At 64.1% G+C, this 20,088-nt stretch carries 19 protein-coding genes and 1 riboswitch; of the genes, 15 read left to right on the plus strand and 4 right to left on the minus strand.

All coding sequences use genetic code 11. The features are described 5' to 3' along the window. The first annotated feature begins 26 nt into the window (after positions 1–26). From NLM31_RS32865 to NLM31_RS32885, 5 genes are all read left to right on the plus strand, one after another. Positions 27–1,595, plus strand: coding sequence for a DUF4403 family protein (locus tag NLM31_RS32865; protein ID WP_254133431.1), 1,569 nt, complete (start codon positions 27–29; stop codon positions 1,593–1,595). 135 nt (positions 1,596–1,730) lie between these two features. Further along, the gene (locus NLM31_RS32870) at positions 1,731–2,834 is read left to right on the plus strand and encodes an ABC transporter ATP-binding protein (RefSeq protein WP_254133432.1); all 1,104 of its coding nucleotides are present in this window, start codon (positions 1,731–1,733) and stop codon (positions 2,832–2,834) included. 63 nt (positions 2,835–2,897) lie between these two features. Beyond that, entirely contained in the window at positions 2,898–3,956 is a 1,059-nt protein-coding gene (locus NLM31_RS32875) for an ABC transporter substrate-binding protein (protein WP_254133433.1), read from the plus strand. Between the two features lie 22 nt (positions 3,957–3,978). Then, positions 3,979–5,241, plus strand: a complete 1,263-nt coding sequence (locus NLM31_RS32880) for an ABC transporter permease (protein ID WP_254133434.1) — start codon at positions 3,979–3,981, stop codon at positions 5,239–5,241. Further along, on the plus strand, positions 5,238–6,068 hold the full coding sequence (locus NLM31_RS32885) for an ABC transporter permease (protein ID WP_254133435.1): 831 nt from the start codon (positions 5,238–5,240) through the stop codon (positions 6,066–6,068). Before NLM31_RS32880 ends, NLM31_RS32885 begins: the two co-directional genes overlap by 4 nt. A 59-nt stretch (positions 6,069–6,127) precedes the next feature. Here the strand turns inward: NLM31_RS32885 and NLM31_RS32890 are convergent, their stop codons facing one another. Further along, positions 6,128–7,867, minus strand: a complete 1,740-nt coding sequence (locus tag NLM31_RS32890) for a caspase family protein (protein ID WP_254194988.1) — start codon at positions 7,865–7,867, stop codon at positions 6,128–6,130. A gap of 328 nt (positions 7,868–8,195) precedes the next feature. On the opposite strand from NLM31_RS32890, the gene NLM31_RS32895 reads away from it, so the two are divergent. Further along, a complete protein-coding gene (locus NLM31_RS32895; protein ID WP_254133437.1) occupies positions 8,196–9,410 on the plus strand; it encodes an ABC transporter substrate-binding protein in 1,215 nt (404 codons plus the stop codon). 209 nt (positions 9,411–9,619) lie between these two features. Here NLM31_RS32895 and NLM31_RS32900 read toward each other — a convergent pair whose 3' ends face one another. Both NLM31_RS32900 and NLM31_RS32905 read right to left on the minus strand, forming a co-directional pair. Beyond that, positions 9,620–10,150 carry a PRC-barrel domain-containing protein gene (locus NLM31_RS32900; RefSeq protein WP_254133438.1) on the minus strand — a complete coding sequence of 177 codons (531 nt, stop codon included), beginning with the start codon at positions 10,148–10,150 and terminating at the stop codon, positions 9,620–9,622. A gap of 219 nt (positions 10,151–10,369) precedes the next feature. Then, positions 10,370–10,945 (minus strand): hypothetical protein, encoded by a 576-nt coding sequence (locus NLM31_RS32905; RefSeq protein ID WP_254133439.1) that lies wholly within the window; start codon positions 10,943–10,945, stop codon positions 10,370–10,372. Between the two features lie 180 nt (positions 10,946–11,125). Here NLM31_RS32905 and NLM31_RS32910 point away from each other — a divergent pair, with 180 nt between their 5' ends. Next, positions 11,126–11,866, plus strand: a complete 741-nt coding sequence (locus NLM31_RS32910; protein ID WP_254133440.1) for a response regulator — start codon at positions 11,126–11,128, stop codon at positions 11,864–11,866. A gap of 15 nt (positions 11,867–11,881) precedes the next feature. Then, complete coding sequence (locus NLM31_RS32915) at positions 11,882–13,219, plus strand: ATP-binding protein (RefSeq protein ID WP_254133441.1); 1,338 nt, start codon at positions 11,882–11,884, stop codon at positions 13,217–13,219. Here NLM31_RS32915 and NLM31_RS32920 read toward each other — a convergent pair. Next, the gene (locus NLM31_RS32920) at positions 13,216–13,431 is read right to left on the minus strand and encodes a hypothetical protein (protein ID WP_254133442.1); all 216 of its coding nucleotides are present in this window, start codon (positions 13,429–13,431) and stop codon (positions 13,216–13,218) included. The genes NLM31_RS32915 and NLM31_RS32920 overlap by 4 nt on opposite strands. Positions 13,432–13,668: 237 nt before the next feature. On the opposite strand from NLM31_RS32920, the gene NLM31_RS32925 reads away from it, so the two are divergent. From NLM31_RS32925 to NLM31_RS32955, 7 genes are all read left to right on the plus strand, one after another. After that, complete coding sequence (locus NLM31_RS32925; protein WP_254194989.1) at positions 13,669–14,223, plus strand: lytic transglycosylase domain-containing protein; 555 nt, start codon at positions 13,669–13,671, stop codon at positions 14,221–14,223. Positions 14,224–14,275: 52 nt separating this feature from the next. Beyond that, positions 14,276–14,420, plus strand: a riboswitch (TPP riboswitch). After that, on the plus strand, positions 14,408–15,418 hold the full coding sequence (locus NLM31_RS32930) for an FAD-dependent oxidoreductase (RefSeq protein WP_254194990.1): 1,011 nt from the start codon (positions 14,408–14,410) through the stop codon (positions 15,416–15,418). Its footprint overlaps the riboswitch before it by 13 nt. Before the next feature lie 7 nt (positions 15,419–15,425). Beyond that, a complete protein-coding gene (thiS, locus tag NLM31_RS32935; protein WP_254133445.1) occupies positions 15,426–15,623 on the plus strand; it encodes a sulfur carrier protein ThiS in 198 nt (65 codons plus the stop codon). 4 nt (positions 15,624–15,627) lie between these two features. Then, a complete protein-coding gene (locus tag NLM31_RS32940; protein ID WP_254133446.1) occupies positions 15,628–16,410 on the plus strand; it encodes a thiazole synthase in 783 nt (260 codons plus the stop codon). Continuing rightward, the gene (locus NLM31_RS32945; RefSeq protein WP_254133447.1) at positions 16,397–17,002 is read left to right on the plus strand and encodes a thiamine phosphate synthase; all 606 of its coding nucleotides are present in this window, start codon (positions 16,397–16,399) and stop codon (positions 17,000–17,002) included. Before NLM31_RS32940 ends, NLM31_RS32945 begins: the two co-directional genes overlap by 14 nt. A 164-nt stretch (positions 17,003–17,166) precedes the next feature. Then, positions 17,167–19,065 (plus strand): phosphomethylpyrimidine synthase ThiC, encoded by a 1,899-nt coding sequence (gene thiC / locus NLM31_RS32950; RefSeq protein ID WP_254133448.1) that lies wholly within the window; start codon positions 17,167–17,169, stop codon positions 19,063–19,065. Positions 19,066–19,300: 235 nt separating this feature from the next. Then, positions 19,301–20,071, plus strand: a complete 771-nt coding sequence (locus NLM31_RS32955; RefSeq protein WP_254194991.1) for a hypothetical protein — start codon at positions 19,301–19,303, stop codon at positions 20,069–20,071. The last annotated feature ends 17 nt before the right edge of the window (positions 20,072–20,088 follow it).

The raw sequence follows: 20,088 nt of genomic DNA on the forward strand, positions 1-20,088 counted from the left end.
CCCCGTCGGGGCGGCTTGGGGGATTGATGCGTCTGACGTTGAACTTGAAGACTGTCCTGATCGCCGTTGCGGTGCTCGCGGCGTCATTTTTCATCAGCCTGAAGGCAATGGATTGGCTGTCGCCGCGCGCGACCAATTCCGCGCCGCCGGTCGCGCAACTGCCGCCGCTGCCGCCGGTCTCGAAAAGCTCGATCGTGGTGGCGCCGGTGGCGATCGCGCTGTCGGCGATCCGGGAGCAGGCCGAGAAGGCCTCGCCGCGCAATTTTGCCGGCAAGGCCGAGAACCCGATCTCGCAGATTCTGCAGGACGCCGATATCGGCTGGACCGCCGCCCGCGGACCGATGTCGGCTGTCGGCGACAAGGACGTGCTGACGCTGTCGACGCCGATCACCGGCAAGCTGAACGTGACGGGATCGCTCTCGGCGAAAGCCACCGGCGCGCTCGGCGATGCGCTGGGCAGCGTGCTCGGCGGGGACGCGGCGAAACGGATCGGCGCCGTCAACATCAAGAATTTGAACGCCAGTGCCGAGATCAAGGGCAACGTGGTCGTCACCTCGCGCCCGAAGCTCGCGGCCGCCTGGCATCTCGAGCCGAATTTGGGCGCACAGGTCAATCTCGGCGATACCAACCTCAACGTCGCCGGCGCCAAGGTCAACGTGCCGGCGCAGGTGAAGCCGCTGATCGACAAGACCGTCGGCGATCAGCTCAACGTCGTCTCGGAGCGCATCCGCAACGACCCCAGCCTGCGCGAGAACGCGAAGGTGCAATGGGCCAAGGCCTGCCGCTCGATCCCGCTGCAAGGCGGCGGCTCCTCGGCGGCGCTGCCGCCGCTCTGGCTCGAGATGAAGCCGACCCGCGCCATCGCGGCGCAGCCGCGCGTCGACGCGCAGAACGTGACGCTGCTGCTCGGCCTCGAGGCCGAGACGCGCGTGACGTCGTCACAGACCAAGCCGGACTGCCCGTTCCCCGACAAGATCTCGATCGTGCCGCCGACCGGCACCGGCGTGAACATCGGCGTTCCCATCGACGTGCCCTTCACCGAGATCAACAAGCTGATCGCGGCACAGATGGTCGGCCACACCTATCCCGAGGATGGCTCCGGTCCGGTCGAGGTCACGGTGAAGAGCGTCAACGTCGTGCCCTCCGGCGAGCGGCTGCTGATCTCGCTCTTGGTGCGCGCCAAGGAGAAGAAGAGCTGGCTCGGGCTCGGCGCCGAGGCGACCGTGCACATCTGGGGCCGGCCGATGCTCGACCAGGCCCAGCAGACGCTGCGGCTCGCCGACATCCAGCTCGCGGTAGAGTCCGAAGCGGCCTTCGGGCTGCTTGGTGCAGCCGCCCGCGCGGTGGTGCCGCAGATGCAGCAGGCGCTGGTGCAGAAGGCGACGCTCGACCTGAAGCCGATCGCCGCCAACGCGCGCGAGAAGATCGCAGGCGTCATCGCCGACTTCCAGAAGAGCGAGGACGGCGTCAAGGTCGAGGCCAATATCAGCAGCCTGACGCTGGCCGACATCGCCTTCGATTCCAAGACGCTGCGCGTGGTCGCGGAAGCCGGCGGCACACTCAACGTGTACGTGACGAAGCTGTCGGGGATGTAGCGCGCGTTCCTGCACGGAATCCGCGCTGTCCTGATCGCTTCCGCCGCTGGCATTCTCGTCGGAGGGTGCTAAGCTGCCCGTCGCAACCTCGGATGAGGTGCTGACAGCGGCAGTTGAGTGGGGCGCGAAGACGATATGGAAGCCGGCATGGTCACGCCCGCACTGGTGCGGTTTTCCGGCATTCAGAAAACCTATGATGGCGAGCATCTCGTGGTGAAGAACCTCGATCTCGACATCAAGAAGGGCGAGTTCATCACCCTGCTCGGCCCGTCGGGCTCGGGCAAGACGACCACGCTGATGATGCTGGCGGGCTTCGAGGTTCCGACCCACGGCGAGATCTACCTCGCGGAACGGCCGATCAAGAACATGCCGCCGCACAAGCGCGACATCGGCATGGTGTTCCAGAACTATGCCCTGTTTCCGCACCTGACGATCGAGGAGAACGTCGCCTTTCCGCTGTCCGTCCGCAAGGTCGGCAAGGCGGACACGCAGGCGCGCGTCAAGGCGGCGCTGCGCATGATCAAGATGGAAACCATGGCGCAGCGGCGGCCCGGGCAACTGTCCGGCGGCCAGCAGCAGCGCGTGGCGCTGGCCCGCGCGCTGGTCTTCAACCCGCAGCTCGTGCTGATGGACGAGCCGCTGGGCGCGCTGGACAAGCGACTGCGCGAGCAGATGCAGCTGGAGATCAAGCAGCTGCACGAGACGATGGGCATCACCGTCGTCTATGTCACCCACGACCAGAGCGAAGCGCTCACCATGTCGGACCGCATCGCCGTGTTCAACGACGGCATCGTGCAGCAGATCGACCGTCCCGATGCGCTGTATGAGCACCCTGTCAACAGCTTCGTCGCCAACTTCGTCGGCGAGAACAATGTGCTGGCCGGCACCGTGGAGACGATCGAGCAGGACTATTGCCGTGTCGCGCTGGCGGCCGGCGGCGCCGTCATGGCGCGTGCGGTCAACGTGTCGGGCGCAGGCGCATCGACCTCCCTGTCGGTCCGGCCGGAGCGGATCGCCATTATCCCTGATGGCGCCTCCGGCGACGGACCGAACCGGCTGCCGGCCAAGGTGCAGAACACAATCTATCTCGGCGATCACGCGCTGGCTGTGCTCGATGTCGCCGGCAACGCCGAATTCATGGTCAAGCTTCAACCGGGGGCGCATGATAGCCTGAGGCCTGGCGAGAATGTCTTCGTCACCTTCCGCCCCGAGGACTGCCTCGCCCTCGATCCCGTCTGATCCGACCAACGCACTGCAATCGATCGACTCAATGCAAACGCAGATGAAGAAGGAACAAGGACCATGCTGAAGCGCAAGATTGGCAAGATTGCTCTGGGTTTCGCCGCGGCGTTCAGCGCCAGCGCCGCGCTGGCCACGTTCGCGCAGGCGCGCGACCTCACCGTCGTGTCGTGGGGCGGCGCCTATCAGGACGCCCAGAAGAAGGTCTATTTCGAGCCATTCAAGAAGACAGCCGGCGTTGCCATGAACGACGAGTCCTGGGACGGCGGCGTCGGCGTGTTGCGCGCCAAGGTCCAGGGTGGCGCCGCCACCTGGGACCTCGTCCAGGTCGAGAGCGACGAGCTCGCGGTCGGCTGCGAGGAAGGCCTGTTCGAGAAGCTCGACTATTCCAAGATTGGCGGCGAGGCCGCTTATATCCAGCCGTCGGTCAATCCCTGCGGCGTCGGGGCCATTCTCTATGATTTCGTGCTCGGCTACGACAAGGACAAGCTGAAGGACGCCCCCAAGGGCTGGGCTGACTTCTTCGACACCAAGAAGATCCCGGGCAAGCGCGCCCTGCGTCAGGGTCCGAAGACCACGCTCGAGATCGCGCTGATGGCCGACGGCGTCCCGCCGAAGGACGTCTACAAGGTGCTGGCGACCGACGAGGGCGTGGATCGCGCATTCAAGAAACTCGACACCATCAAGGGCGACCTCGTCTGGTGGAAGGCCGGCGCCCAGCCGCCGCAATTGCTCGCCTCCGGCGAAGTGGCGATGACATCGGTCTACAATGGCCGCATCGACACCGCGAACAAGAACGAGAAGAAGAACTTTGGCATGGTGTGGGACGGCGCGCTCTTCACCCTCGACAGCTGGGTCATCCTGAAGGGCAGCCCGAACAAGGACGCGGCCTACAAATTCCTGGACTTCGCCGGCAAGGCGGAGAACCAGTCGAAGCTGTCGGAGAACATTGCCTACGGCACCTCGAACAAGGACGCCGCCGGTCTGATCCAGCCGGCCGTCCTGAAGGACCTGCCGACAGCGCCTGACAACATCAAGAACGCGGTCGAGATCAACGTGGCCTTCTGGCTCGAGAACATCGACAAGCTGACCGAGCGCTTCAACAAATGGGCCGCGAAGTAGCGCGGCCTGCAAGGCCCGATTCATGACGGATGCGCTTCTGACCGGCGCCAATGCGTCGACCAACGTGCCGCTCAAGCGCCGATTGAGGCGCGCGGAGCGGACACGCCAGGTCAAGGCATTGGCGCTGGTGCTGCCGCTTCTCGTCTTTCTGCTCTTCACCTTTGCGGGCCCGATCGCCGGCATGCTGTGGCGCGCGATCGATGACCGGGAGGTCCGCCAGGCCTTGCCGCAAACCGTCGCGGCTCTCGCTAGCTGGGACGGCAAGGACCTGCCTGACGAGAAAGCCTACGCGGCGCTGGCGAGCGACATCGTGGCGGCACGCGCCGCCGGCACCATCGCCATCGCGGCCAAACGACTCAATTACGCCCTGAACGGCTTTCGCACGATCCTGACCAGCACGGCACGCAATCTGAAGACTGTGCCGGAGCCCGGCACCGCGAAGGAGACGCTCGGCAAGATCAATCCGGCCTGGCGCGAGCGCACCACCTGGACGACGATCAAGGATGCGGGTGGCCCAGTCACCGGCTTCTACCTTCTGGCGGCGCTCGACCTGACACGGAACGTGGACGGCGCGATCGTCGCGGCCGCGCCGGATCAGGCGATCTACCGCGATGTCTTCGCCCGCACCTTCCTGATCAGCCTCGGTGTCACCGCGCTCTGCCTGATCCTCGGCTTCCCGGTCGCTTACCTGCTGGCGACGCTGCCGCCGGGCCGATCGAACCTGCTGATGATCTTCGTGCTGCTGCCGTTCTGGACATCGCTGCTGGTGCGCACCTGCGCCTGGATCGTGCTGCTGCAGAGCAACGGCGTCGTCAACGACAGCCTGCACTGGCTCGGCATCATCGACGCGCCGCTGCGCCTGATCTACAACCGCTTCGGTGTCTGCGTGGCGATGACCCACGTGCTGCTGCCGTTCATGATCCTGCCGCTGTACAGCAGCATGAAGGCGATCTCGCCGGCTTACATGCGGGCCGCCGCCTCGCTCGGTGCACCACCCCTCACCGCCTTCCTGCGCATCTACCTGCCGCAAACCCTGCCCGGCATCGGCGCGGGAAGCCTGCTCGTCTTCATCCTCGCGCTCGGCTACTACATCACGCCTGCCCTGGTCGGCGGCGCCGCCGACCAGATGATCAGCTACTTCATCGCGCTCTACACGACCGAGACCGCCAATTGGGGCCTCGCTTCGGCGCTCGGTGCCGTGCTGCTGCTGGCGACCATTCTGCTCGCTCTCGTCTACGGCAAGCTGGTGCAGGGCCAGCAGGTCACGGGAGGGATGAAGAATTGAGCGACAGTCCTTCCCTCCGCACGCCCAGCCAGCGTATCGCATGGACCTCGACCATCGTCATCTCGACGCTGGTGTTCATCTTCCTGATCGCCCCCATCCTTGCGATCATGCCGCTGTCCTTCAGCTCGGGCTCGTACCTGACCTATCCGCTGCCGGGCCTCTCCTTGCGCTGGTACGACGATTTCATCAATTCGCCGCGCTGGATGAATTCGCTGAAGAACAGCATGATCATCGGCGTCGCCTCGACGCTGCTGTCGATGGTGCTCGGCACGCTGGCAGCTCTCGGCCTCGCGCAATGGAAGAGCCGGTTCAAGCCGCTGGTGCTGGCTTTCGTGCTGTCGCCGGTCGTCGTGCCCGGTGTGATCACGGCGGTCGGCCTCTATTTCTTCTTCGCGCCGATCGGACTGACCGGCAGCTATCTCGGACTGATCCTGGCTCACACGGCGCTCGCGACGCCCTTCGTGGTGATCACGGTCGGCGCGACATTGCAGAGCTTCGACACCAACCTCGCACGCGCCGCCGCCTCGCTCGGCGCCTCACCGCTCGAAGCGTTCCGCCGCGTGATCCTGCCGCTGATCCTGCCGGGACTGGCGTCGGGCGCGCTGTTCGCCTTCGCGACCAGCTTTGACGAGGTGGTGATCGTGCTGTTCATGGCAGGGCCAGAACAACGCACACTGCCGCGCGAAATGTTCAGCGGCATCCGCGAGAACATCAGCCCGACCATCACCGCCGCCGCGGTGATCCTGACCACGGTCTCGGTCATCCTGCTCGCGACGCTCGAAGGCCTGCGCCGGCGCAACGAACGGCTCAAGGGTGGTAGCGGCTGAGCGACGGCCAATACCAGCAGCCTTGACCGACAGAGCTTTCGGGAGAAGGGCGAGCGCTCCTAGATCTTGCCTCCATTTTGAGCGCAGGCAGCAATCCGCGAGGAATCATTAATTAGCTGCCGGTGTGCCTGTTGGCGGCATCTTGCGACAAGATCTTCCCCCTCCGGCTTCGGCTGCTGTGTGAGCTGCATCTCACGGCCTCGGCGTTCGTCAGCAATCAAGGTCGTCGATGTTCTCTTTCCCGAACCGGAACGAGCTGAACTCTTCTTGTCCTCTCTCACAGGCTCGACGAGCTGCCAGACCGGATGAAGCTCTATGGAGGCCCTATCGGAAGACTTGCCCTGGCGGGCGGAGGTCATCGTCAGAGTATTCCGATCTAACTTGACCGCAATTGTATCACCCACTTGCAGTGTGAACGTATTCTTGGAAATGTACTCTGCAAACCGTGTATAGCCGGCTGGCGTCTGTTGCCACGATCGTTTCGTTGGCGGCCCCCAAAGATAATATCCGCTCGCGAGGCCGGTGGCGGAGACTTTGGTCACCACCAGCATGGTGTAGCGCCCCTCGCCGTTTTCCCATCCGAGCTTGTTCGACCACACCCCGACAAACTGCGAATTGGGACTTGAGCGATCGACCTCGTCGACTGAGATCGTAAACTGGGGCAGCGTGAGTTTCTGTTGTGCAGCGATCGCTTGGACGCGCTGGTTGTCTTCATTTGTAAAGGGACGAACTGACGCGGGGCTCGAACCTCCCGGTCCCTGCTTGAGGCTCGGGTCGGCTCCAGATGGAGGCGAGGTGGATGGTGAGGTCGCAGCCAGCTGGCTCGCACGGAGATCCACGAGCCGTTGGCGCGCCTCCCAAACATGGTTGCTTCCTGGGTATCGCGACAGAAATTCTTCGTACAGGCCCGGAACAGTTGAGGTCTGAATGGAGTGCCAGAATTGATCGTCTTCGGCGGTTGTCTGCGCGGACGGAGCGCCCTGCGTTGACGCTGCAGCGGGCGCGGACAACGCCTTCAGGTAGATTTCCTCTTTGGACAACGAACCATACACAAATGGTTGCTGCTCGCGCTTGGTCGCCGTCATGACGTCATCTCGGACCCGGCGAAACAGAAACGAGATTTCGAGCCCCGGAGTTTCGATGTGCTTCAGCAGAGCTGTCGTGAACGGACTATTTCGACCGTCGCCGTCGCTCGCCGTCGTACCATCGCGAGCTGCATACGCAACGAGGACATTGTCGGTTGGCTCGGTTGGCGCAAGTCCTCGGGTAACCGCCCGCGTGGCGAGCGAACGTTTCATCTTCGCAGCGAACGGGTTGTTTCGGCATGCATCCAGAATGATGAGACCGAGCTGGTGCGCCTTGCTGACCTGGAGATTGACTGACCGCAGGCTGATCGCCTCGCTCTCGACATCAGCGTCGCTTCGCAGCTCGGCATCCGTTGGAATCAGCCAGTTCTCGCCCCCGACCTCCATTCCATGACCTGCGTAGAAGACGACCGCAACAGACGCACCCTCGGCGGCATGGCCAAATTCTACGAACGCCCTTCTCATATCGGCACCCGTGCCATTGATCAGCCGTGTCACTTTGAAATCAAGCCGCTGCAGGGCGCTGGCGAGATCATTCGCGTCCTGTGGGGGATTCGAAAGTGCCGGGACCCGCTGATATGCACCATTGCCGATCACCAGCGCGACCCGATCGCCTGCTCTAGCGGCTCCTGTCCAGAATAGAGCGCAAAGAACAAAGACGCGGACTGTCAGACCAGCTCTTGCCCAATTCATCCTGCAATTCAGCATATCCATATCGCATCACTCGCAATTGCTGCACTGACTGCTGGTGGATCTGGCCAACCGCCTCTCCAGCAAACAGCCTGTGCCCCCGTTTCAAAATTAGCGGGTCATCTCTCTCCGCGGGCACAAAATAGCCAGCACGCTATTCAACCACTCTTTGTCAGAAATTTCGCAATTTGTGCCTTTATCGTCAATATCACGCACGTAACGCGAGCCCATCTCTCCCCCCTACTTATTTCTCAGCCCGCCGCATGCCTCCCTGGCTTTGCCCCCGCGACGGTTTGTCGCTAGAACAGTCGGCGCAAACAAAGCCCAAACAACAACGCTGAGGGAGAAACACATGCAAAAACTGATCGCCGCAGTTGCGGCCGGCCTTGCGCTCGCCGCCACGTCCGGCGCGGCGCAGGCGCAGATTTCCGACAACGTCGTCAAGCTCGGCGTGCTCACGGACATGTCGAGCCTTTATGCCGACGCGACCGGCAAGGGTTCGCTCGCCGCTGTCGAGATGGCGGTCGCCGATTACGGCGGCAAGGTCGCAGGCGTTCCGATCCAGATCGTGTCCGCCGACCACCAGAACAAGCCCGACGTCGGCGTCAATATCGCCCGCAACTGGTACGACAACGAGAAGGTGGACGCGGTGATGGACGTGCCGACCTCCTCGGTCGCGCTGCCGATCTCGGCGCTGACGCGCGAGAAGAACAGGATCAACATCAATTCCGGCGGCGGCTCCTCCGACATCACCGGCACCGCCTGCTCGCCCAACACGGTGCACTGGACCTACGACACCTATGCGCTGTCGAACGTCGCCGGTAAGGCGATGGTGAAGCGCGGCGAGGACACCTGGTTCTTCGTCACCGCGGACTACGCGTTCGGCATGGCGCTGCAGCGCGACGCTGCCAACGTCGTCAAGGAGAGCGGGGGCAAGGTGCTCGGCGAGGTCCGCCATCCGCTCAACTCATCCGACTTCTCCTCCTTCCTGCTGCAGGCCCAGGCCTCCAAGGCCAAGGTGGTCGCGCTGGCGAACGCCGGCGGCGACACCACCAACGCGCTGAAGCAGGCGGCCGAGTTCGGCATCACGCAAGGCGGCCAGAAAATGATCGCGCTGCTGCAGGAGATCACCGACACGCATTCGCTCGGCATCAAGGCCACGCAGGGCCTGATCGTCACCGACGCGTTCTACTGGGACATGAACGACGAGACCCGCGCCTTCTCCAAGCGCTTCAACGACAAGGTCGGCCACATGCCGACTATGATCCAGGCCGGTCTTTACTCGGCGACTATGCACTATCTGAAGGCGATCGAAGCCATCAAGACCGATGAAGCTCCGAAGGTGATGGAGCAGATGCGCAATACGCCGGTGAACGATTTCTTCGCCAAGAACGGCAAGATCCGCATCGACGGCCGCATGGTCCACGACATGTATCTGTTCGAGGTGAAGAAGCCGGAAGAGTCCAAGGGCGAGTGGGATCTCTACAAGCTGCTCGCCACCGTTCCTGGCGACGAAGCCTTCCGGCCGCTCGACAAGGGTGGCTGCCCGCTGGTGAAGGGGAACTGAATCTTTTCTCCCTCTCCCCGCCTGCGGGGAGAGGGTTGGGGTGAGGGGGACTCTCCGCGAGGACGGTGACAATTGGACTCGCGGAGACTCCCCCTCACCCGATCGCTTCGCGATCGACCTCTCCCCGCAAGCGGGGCGAGGTAAGAAGACACGACAGCGCGCCCGGTGAAAACCGGGCGCGCTGCGTTTAGGCCATCACGCGATCTGCATTACTCCGAGTACTTGAACTCGGGCATGTTCTTCAGCTCGTCCTTGGTGGCGTTGAAGACGGCGTGGTCCGGATACCATTTCGACGAGGACGACGCTGTGGTCGTGGTCTTCTCGGTGCCGGTCGCAGCGCCCGTTGTGGTGGTCGCAGCGGGCTTGGCACTCGGGTTCGCGCCGGTGCCGGTATAGGCCACCGCCTCGTTGACGAATTTCAGCTTCTCATAGGGCACGGCCACGAGATGCTCGCCCATGCCGAGGAAGCCGCCGACGCCGATCACAGCGATCTTCACGGCGCCGCTCTTGTCCATCAGCAGGTCGTTGATCGAGCCGACGCTCTCGTTGGCGTCATTGTAGATCTTCAAGCCGACCATTTTCGACGCGCGCCACTCGCCCGAAGCGGTCGTGGTGGTGGTCGTCGCGGTGGTGGCCGCGGTCGGCGACTTGTCGGTTGTGGCGGTCGGGTTCTGCGCGAACGCAACGGTCGCAAGCAGAGCGGTGCCGGCAAGGCCGGCGGCGATCGATTTCATCAACATTGTTGTCCTCTCCTTCAGCAGAAAACGCATGCGGAGAAAACAGCCACCATCATCCGCAGTTCCTGTGCTGCGGCAATTTCGTTGCCTCATTGCGGCGCTGCGCTGCGAGGAAGGTTCCTGTCGAGGAACGTGCGAAACGCACAGTTCCTCGCCGACGATCTTGCGCCCTGGGATGTAGCACGATCGCGGCGAGGAACGCGCCGACCTGCGTCGCGCGGGTCAGCTCTGGTAGTCGATCAGAAGCGCGGAGATGTCCGTGCTGCTCGCGGAGCTCGTCGTGCCGTTCGCGTTGTAGGACGAGTTCGACGAAGACTGCGACTGCTGCAGCGCCTGGAGGAACTGCTCGAGGATTTTCGCCGTGCTGGACTCGGTCGAGCTGCTGCTCGTCGAATCCGTCGACGACGAGGCGTCCGAAGAACCGCCATCCGACGGCGGCGGACCGGGAGGCGGGCCGCCCGCACCGCCCGGACCACCGGGCCCTTTGCCGAAGGCGGACTGGAAGACGCCCTTCAGCTCGTCGGCCTGGTCCGACGTCAACGTCCCGTTCGAGACCTCGCCTGCGATGAGATCGTCGATCTTCGACTTCAGGCCGTCCTTGGACGGCTTGGTGCCGCTGGACTGATCGCTGGACCTGCTCTGCTGAAGCGCGGTGTCGATGTCTTGCAGGGCGGTCGTGAGGGCGGACTGGTCCGACGACGAGATCGTGCCGTCCGACACTTCCGATTGCAATTCCTGCTGCAGCCGCTGCAGCGGCGACTGGTGATTACTGGCCGAGGTCGCCGAAATCGACGTCATGAGTGCACCGTGGTTTTTGCGGGGTTTCGTACATTCCGGCGCCACGGTATGGTTAACGGGCTTAACGAGACCTTGCCGTATGACTACCCAGTCGTTGCGGGGTGTTGCGGAAATACATTCGGAAACAAACGGAAACAAAAATCTTCGCCTTTTGGCCCGAATCTTGGACAAACAAAGCTCATGGCCATTCCTTCTCCCAACATCCTGATCGTCGAAGACGATCGCGAAACCCGGACGTTGATTGCGAAATATCTCCGCAACAACTCCTGCAACGTTACCGCTGTGAGCGACGGCCGCGAGATGTCGCGTGCCATGGCCGACCACCGCGTTGATCTCATCATCCTTGACGTCATGCTGCCGGGCGAGGACGGCCTCAGCCTGTGCCGCAAGGTGCGCTCCGAGGCCCAGACGCCGATCATCATGCTGACCGCGCGCGGCGAGGACGTCGACCGCATCGTCGGCCTCGAGATGGGTGCGGACGATTATCTGCCGAAGCCGTTCAACCCGCGCGAGCTGCTCGCCCGCATCAACGCGGTGCTGCGGCGGCAGGCTTCCGCACAGGCCGCGAGCTCGATCGAGGGCGCCTCCACCCTCGCCTTCGAGGGCTGGCGCATCGACCTGCGGCTGCGCGAGCTGCGCAATCCCGAAGGCGCGCGCGTCGCGGTGACCAGCGCCGAGTTCGACCTGCTGCGGACGTTCTGCGAGCGTCCCGGCCGCGTGCTCTCGCGCGACAGCCTGCTCGACCTCACGCAGGGCCGCAACACCGGCTCGTTCGAGCGCTCGATCGACGTGCTGGTCAGCCGCATCCGCCGCAAGATCGAACCCAATCCGGCCGATCCCACCATCATCAAGACGGTGCGTTCCGGCGGTTACCTGTTTACGCCCAGAACGGAAGCGGTTACGACGCCCCTGAGCAACTGACGGGGCGTTAAGACGATGAGGCCGTTCGGGTTCTTCCACCTCAAGGGCATCGGCGGGCAGATCGCCGCGCTGGTGCTGGCCTCGACCGTCGCGCTGCATCTCGTCGTCACCACCGCCTTCCTGATCAGCCGGCCCGACCGCCCGGACCAGCCGCCGGACGGTGCGCCGCAATTGATGGATGCCGCGCTGCTGCTCGGCTCGGCCAAGCCGGACGACCGGCCGCGTCTCGCCGCAGATATCGCGCGCGCCTTCCCGAAGCTCAACATCGAGATATCGGCGCCGGGCACGGCGATTGTGGTCGAGGACAGCGAAAGCCAGCACCTGCACGGGCTCCGTCGCCATCTCGGCCGCGGCTACAAGGTGGTGCAGCTTGCGCCCGAGGGCGGCGCCCACCGCATCGGCGTGCAATTGCCTGACGGCACCATGATCGCGGGCCATGTCGAGAACGGTCCGCGTCCGTGGTTCTGGGGCGCGCCATGGCTGGTGACGCTGATGACCGCCTTCATCTGCATCAGCGTGCTCGGCCTGTGGGCAGCGCGCGCGCTGGCGACGCCGCTCTCGTCCTTTGCCAAGGCGGCCGAGAATTTCAGCCTGGACGGCGGCGCAGAGCCCCTGCCCGAGCGCGGCCCGGAGGAGATCCGCTCGGTTGCCCGCGCGCTCAACCGCATGCATGAGCGGATCGCGCGGCTGATGTCGGACCGCACCCGCATGCTGGCTGCGATCAGCCACGATCTGCGCACGCCGATCACGCGGCTGCGCCTGCGCGCCGAGTTCATCGAGGACGAGGGCAACCGCAAGCGCATGCTGATCGACCTCGACCAGATGCGCTCGATGCTGGAAAGCGTGCTGTCGCTCCTGCGCAACGACCGCAAGATCGAGGCGATCACGCTGGTCGATATCGCGAGCACGCTGCAGCTGATCGCCGATCAGTTCGGCGACATGGGCCATGTCGTGCACTATGACGGCCCGTCGTCGGCGACAGCGGCGGCGCGCCCCGACGATCTGCATCGCGGCGTCACCAACCTCGTCGAGAACGCGGTGCGCTTCGGCGCCGAGGTGACGATCCGCCTCGATGTCGACGGCACAAGACTCGTCATCGACGTCGAGGACGACGGCCCCGGCATTTCGGACGCGCGCAAGCAGGAGATGCTCGAGCCGTTCGTGCGCGGCGACGACGCGCGCACCATGGACGATTCCACCGGCTTCGGCCTCGGCCTGTCGATCGCGCGCGCGATCGCGCTCGCCCATGGCGGCGAGCTGTCGCTGCACGACCGCCAGCCGCACGGGCTGATCGTGCGGATGCAATTGCCGGTGTGGCAGCAGCCGCCGCTGGCGGCGCAGGTCGCTGCTTAAGCTGCGAGCGGCGGATAATCCACGGCAGACTCGTCGAAGATCGCGATCGCCTCGAAGCGATAGCCGCAGGCCTGGCAATTCCAGAGATAGGAGACCCGCCCCTCGCCCGGCTCGATCCAGTCGGGCTGCGCGATCGGCGCGCCGCACTGGGCACAGGGATTCTGTCTGGGAATGTCGCCGGTGTGGGTCTTCACCATGGTTGTTTTTGTCATGGCACCTCTCCCGATTCGCAGGGCGCTTCTTACTCGCTTTCGCGGACGAGCGCGAATAGACAGGCTTGCTGCCGCGACACGCGTGTCCACCTGAGGGAACTCTTGCGCCGGCATTGAGTCGTAACAGCGGCTCTGCGCCGCCAAATCGGTCACGGCGGCGTTTGGTCACATCATCGCCGCGTTCGGGAGGCCTAACGGCAACCGGGCGCAGGTTGCTCAGGCATTCCGGGGTATCTGATGAAAATTTTACGCGCTGCCGCGCTCATTGCGGCAGGAATGATGTTGCCGCTGGTGTCGCCGCAGGCCGCCTTCGCGGGCCAGGCCGAATATGCGGAGATGGTCGCGATGCATGCGCGCGCCAACGGCGTGCCGGAGGCGCTGGTCCATCGCGTCATCATGCGCGAGAGCCGCTATCAGCCCGGCCTGCTCGGCCGTGGCGGCGCGATCGGCATGATGCAGATCAAGCTCGCGACCGCCCGCGGCCTCGGCTACACCGGCGATGCCGCAGGCCTGCGCGACCCCAACACCAATCTCACCTATGCGGTGAAGTACCTCGCCGGCGCCTATCACGCCGCCAATGGCGACCACGACCGAGCCGTGCGTTATTTCGCGGGCGGCTATTACTACGTTGCAAAGCATCAGCGCCAGCAGGCCATGCAGCAGGCGAGCTTCGTGGCGAATGACCAGGCCTGGCTCGAGCCCAACGGCAATCCGCAGCCGTTGTTCGGCGGCCCGGCGCATCGCAAGCTCGCCCAGCACGTCCGCAACGCGCGGGCGCAGGCGCCCAGATAACGCCCTGTTCCAGCCAAACGCGTTGACACAGGCCCCCACTAGCCTACATTAGAGCCGTTCCGAGGGGTGCTCCGAGGAGGAGCTGAGATACCGCTAAATGGGCAAGCCTGCACTTCAGCAAGCCGGCCCAGGACCGCGGTGACCCTTTGAACCTGATCCGGGTCATGCCGGCGAAGGGACAGGGATGTTGCAGACGACCAAGCGACCGGATTCTCCGGTATCCATCATCGGTGCAGGCATAGCCGGAGCCTGGCAGGCGCTGTTGTTCGCGCAGGCCGGCCATGCCGTGACGTTACACGAGCGCAGTGACGCCGGCATGACCGACGCCACCAGCCATTGGGCCGGCGGCATGCTCGCGCCTTATTGCGAGGCGGAGGTCGCCGAGCCCATCATCAGCCGCCTCGGCCTGCGCTCGCTCGATATCTGGCGGCGCGAACTGCCGGATACCCCCTTCAACGGCTCGCTCGTCGTCGCCCATCCGCGCGAGCGCAACGATTTCGAGCGCTTTGCGCGGATGACCGAAGGCCATCGCCGCCTCGATGCCGCGGGCCTTGCCGAGCTCGAGCCGTCGCTGGAAGGCCGCTTCCGCGACGCGCTGTTCTTCCCGACCGAGGGCCATGTCGAGCCACGCCGCGTGCTGCCGAAGCTGCACGAACGCATCAAGGCCGCCGGCGGCACCATCAAGTTCGGCAGCGACGTCACCGCCAACGATCTGGAAGGCATCGTCATCGACTGCCGCGGCCTGTCCGCGCGCGAGGAACAAGGCGAGCTGCGCGGCGTCAAGGGCGAGATGATTTTGATCGAGAGCAGCGAGGTGCAGCTTGCGCGCCCGGTGCGGCTGATCCATCCGCGCTGGCCGCTCTACGTGATCCCGCGCGAGGACAATCTGTTCATGCTGGGCGCGACCTCGATCGAGGCCGAGGACACCGGCGTCAGCGTCCGCTCCGCGCTGGAGCTGTTGGGCGCGGCCTATGCGGTGCATCCGGCCTTCGGCGAAGCCCGCATCGTCGAATTCGGCTCGGGCCTGCGCCCCGCGTATCCGGACAATCTGCCGCGCATCGGCGTGCGCGGCGGCCAGATCAGCGTCAACGGGCTCTACCGCCACGGCTTCCTGCTCGCGCCGGCGCTGGCCGAGCTGACGCTCGCTTACGTCGAGCGCGGCCAGATCGACAATGAGGTGATGCAATGCGCGTGATCGTGCAATGATTGTGATCGTAAACGGCGAACAGCGCGAGATCAATGCGGCCAGCGTCGATGCGCTGCTCTCGGAGCTCGACTACGAGGGCACGCATTTCGCCATCGCGCTCAACTACGACGTCGTGCCGAAGAGCCGCTGGGCCGAGACCGCACTGAAGGCCGGCGACGAGATCGAGATCATCACGCCGCGGCAGGGAGGGTGAGGACATGGTGACCTTCTACGGCAAAACCTTCGCCTCGCGCCTGCTGATCGGCAGCGCGCTCTATCCCTCGCCTGCGATCATGCAGGACGCGATCCGCGCCTCGGGCTCGAACATCGTCACGGTGTCGCTGCGGCGCGAATCCGCCGGCGGCAAGACCGGCGACGCGTTCTGGAAGCTGATCCGCGAGCTCGACGTCGCCGTGCTGCCGAACACCGCCGGCTGCCGCAGCGTGCGCGAGGCCGTCACCACAGCCAAGCTCGCGCGCGAATTGTTCGGCACATCCTGGATCAAGCTCGAAGTGATCGCCGACAACGACACGCTGCAGCCCGACGTCGTCGGCCTGGTCGAGGCCGCGACGATCCTGATCAAGGACGGTTTTGAGGTGTTCCCCTATTGCACCGAGGACCTCTCGGTCGCGAACCGGCTGGTCGATGCCGGCTGCAAGGTGGTGATGCCGTGGGCCGCGCCCATCGGCAGCGCGAAAGGCATCACCAATCGCGACGCGCTGAAACTGATGCGCGAGCGGCTGCCCGATATCACGCTGGTGGTCGATGCCGGCATCGGCGCGCCCTCGCACGCCGCCGAAGCGCTCGAGCTCGGCTATGACGCCGTGCTGCTTAACACGGCGATCGCAAAAGCCGCCGATCCCGTCGCGATGGCCAGAGCTTTCCGCCTCGGAATCGAGGCCGGCCGCACTGCGTTCGAAGCCGGGCTGATGAACGCCCGCGACTTCGCTTCCCCCTCCACCCCTGTCGTTGGGACCCCGTTCTGGCATGCCGTATCCTGATCGCTTCTATCCCGTCGTCGACAGCCTCAAATGGGTCGAACGCCTGACCAAGCTCGGCGTCGGCACAATTCAACTCCGCGCCAAGGAGCTAAACGACGCTGACGCGCTGCAGATCGTCACCGATGCGCTGGCCATCACCAACGGCACGCAGGCCAAGCTGGTCGTGAACGACTATTGGCGCGCGGCGATCGTCGCCGGTGCAAAATATCTGCATCTCGGCCAGGAGGATCTGGCGGATGCCGACCTCAAGGCGATCCGCGAGGCCGGCCTGTCGCTCGGCGTCTCCACACATGATGACGCGGAGCTCGAAACCGCGCTCAAGGCCGAGCCCGATTACGTCGCGCTCGGTCCGATCTTTTTCACCACGCTGAAGTCCATGCGCTTCGAACCGCAGGGCATTCCAAAAATCACCGAATGGAAGAAGCGCATCGGCACCATCCCGCTGGTCGCGATCGGCGGCATCAAGTTCGAGCACGCCGCGGAGATCTTTGCCGCGGGTGCCGATTCCATCGCCGTCGTCAGCGACGTCACCCAGAATGCCGACCCGGATGCGCGCGTGCGGCAATGGCTCGGCCTGAAGGAGGCTGCGTGATGCGCCTCACTCAATCTCTATCCCGTCACCCTGAGGTGGCCGCTTCTTCAGCGGCCCTCGAAGGGCGACAGCCCGGCTCCATCCTTCGAGGCTCGCAAGTGCTCGCACCTCAGGATGACGAACAGCACGCGACGACGCGATAATCATATTCAACGGAGGATCCCATGAACATCCGCTCCAACCCCGACAAGACCGTGCCTGCCGTCACCACCGGCCCGCTGCCCTCTTCGCGAAAAATCTTCGCATCGCCCGATGCCGCGCCGGATGTCCGCGTGCCCCTGCGCGAGATCATCCTCTCGGAAGGTGCCGGCGAGCCGAACCTGCCGGTGTACGACACCTCGGGCCCCTACACCGATCCGTCCGTGACCATCGACGTCAACGCCGGTCTCGCGCGCGGCCGCAAGGCGTGGGTGCTGGAGCGCGGCGGCGTCGAGGAATATGACGGCCGCCAGATCAAACCGGAAGACAATGGCAGCGTCTCCACCGACCACGCCGCGCGCGCCTTCAGCGCCTATCACAAGCCGCTGCGCGGCCTCGACGGCCACAAGATCACCCAGCTCGAATTCGCCCGCGCCGGCATCATCACCAAGGAGATGATCTACGTCGCCGAGCGCGAAAACCTCGGCCGCAAGCAGCAGCTCGAACGCGCGGAAGCCGCCCTTGCCGACGGCGAGAGCTTTGGCGCCGCGGTGCCCGCCTTCATCACGCCGGAGTTCGTGCGCAGCGAGATCGCGCGCGGCCGCGCCATCATCCCCTCGAACATCAACCACAGCGAACTCGAGCCGATGATCATCGGCCGCAACTTCCTGACCAAGATCAACGCCAATATCGGCAACTCGGCGGTGACGTCGTCGGTCGAGGAAGAGGTCGAGAAGATGGTGTGGGCGATCCGCTGGGGCGCCGACACCGTGATGGACCTCTCCACCGGCCGCAACATCCACACCACCCGTGAGTGGATTTTGCGCAACGCGCCGGTTCCGATCGGCACCGTGCCGATCTACCAGGCGCTGGAGAAGTGCAACGGCGATCCGGTCAAGCTGACCTGGGAGCTCTACAAGGACACGCTGATCGAGCAGTGCGAGCAGGGCGTCGACTATTTCACCATCCACGCCGGCGTGCGCCTGCAATACATCCACCTCACCGCCAGCCGCGTCACCGGCATCGTCAGCCGCGGCGGCTCGATCATGGCGAAGTGGTGCCTGGCGCATCACAAGGAAAGCTTCCTCTACACCCATTTCGACGAGATCTGCGACCTCATGCGCAAGTATGACGTCTCGTTCTCGCTCGGCGACGGCCTGCGTCCGGGCTCGATCGCCGACGCCAACGACCGCGCGCAATTTGCCGAACTCGAAACGCTCGGCGAGCTGACGAAGATCGCGTGGGACAAGGGCTGCCAGGTCATGATCGAGGGCCCCGGCCATGTGCCGATGCACAAGATCAAGATCAACATGGACAAGCAGCTCAAGGAATGCGGCGAAGCGCCGTTCTACACCCTCGGGCCCCTGACCACCGACATCGCGCCGGGCTATGACCACATCACCTCGGGCATCGGTGCCGCCATGATCGGCTGGTTCGGCTGCGCCATGCTCTGCTACGTCACGCCGAAGGAGCATCTTGGGCTACCCGACCGCAACGACGTCAAGGTCGGCGTCATCACCTACAAGATCGCCGCGCACGCCTCCGATCTCGCCAAGGGCCACCCGGCCGCCCAGCTCCGCGACGACGCGCTCTCGCGCGCCCGTTTCGACTTCCGCTGGAGCGACCAGTTCAACCTCGGCCTCGATCCCGACACGGCCAAGAACTTCCACGACGAAACCCTGCCGAAGGAAGCCCACAAGGTCGCGCATTTCTGCTCGATGTGCGGCCCAAAGTTCTGCTCGATGAAGATCACCCAGGACGTCCGCGACTACGCCGCGACGCTGAACGATCCGAACAGCATCGGCATGTCGATGAGCGGCACGGCCGAGGACGGCATGGCCAAGATGAGCGCGAAGTTCAAGGAGATGGGCGAGAGCCTGTATCTGGATGCGGAGAAGGTGAAGGAGAGCAATCGGGTGCTGTGAGCCTATAAGCGCGCACCCACCAAACGACAGGCCGGGCGCTGAAGCGCCCGGCCTTTTTTGTTTGCGGCAATGAGCGAGCACGAAATCGTCATTCGCTTCCTTCTTTTGCATGGTGGTTGCACTTCGCTAACCAACCTGTGAAGTCTTCGCACCCTTTGGTTGTTATCTCATTTTATGTCGGTACAAGGTAGAACAAAGGCACGTAGGCGAGCCGTATCGCACCTTGAAGTACAGATTGCACCATCTGATATTTTCCTTCCTGCTCGCTGGGACGTCCGGCGCGCTGGCGCAGGAGCAGCCGCACGAGGTTGCCCGGCCGATCGCACCTGCGGAAGTCGTGCTCTACATCCAGTCAGACTTGAAACGCACGGACTTCGTTCAGCCGCTGGTTTGCGCGCTTCGGCGTGTGCTCACCGCCCCCGTCTCTGTGCAAGCTCTAGACCTTCCGCTCGGATCCGAATTGCTCGCAACGCCCACGCAATTCGAGGCGACCAAGGTGGCAGACCGGTTCATCCAGCGAACAGCGGACGAAGGAAATGCGCCCTCGTTCAAGTATCTTCTTGTTCCGTTCGATCTGAACGTCGAGGCCTGGAATTGGCGCTATGCGTTTTCCGCGAGCTTTGGCGACGAAACGACGTCCTACCACGTCGGTGTCGTCTCCACCGCGCGGATCGTCGCTGGCAATTGGTGGCTGCAATCTCCATGGGATCACGAGATCACGGCGACCCGAGCTTACAAGCTGATTCTCAAATCAATCGCGTACCGCACAGGGCATCGCGGCACGGATGCCTGCATTCTCTCAACGCCACTTAGTCTCGAGGAGTTGGATCGAAAATCATCCGAGTTTTGCCCGGATGACCGTGCCGCGCTTGTTGCCGCTGGCGTCCTCAAGGAGAAAGAAGAGCAGAACGACCCCGGCTGCATGACCGTTGCAGGGCGATTGCTTGTGCCAATGCTCGTGACAGCACGCAGGATGCTGGACGATTGGTGGGCTACGCTGCACTAACCTACCCTGCGCAGCAA

Source organism: Bradyrhizobium sp. CCGUVB4N, from assembly GCF_024199945.1.
In the GTDB taxonomy this organism is placed as follows: domain Bacteria; phylum Pseudomonadota; class Alphaproteobacteria; order Rhizobiales; family Xanthobacteraceae; genus Bradyrhizobium.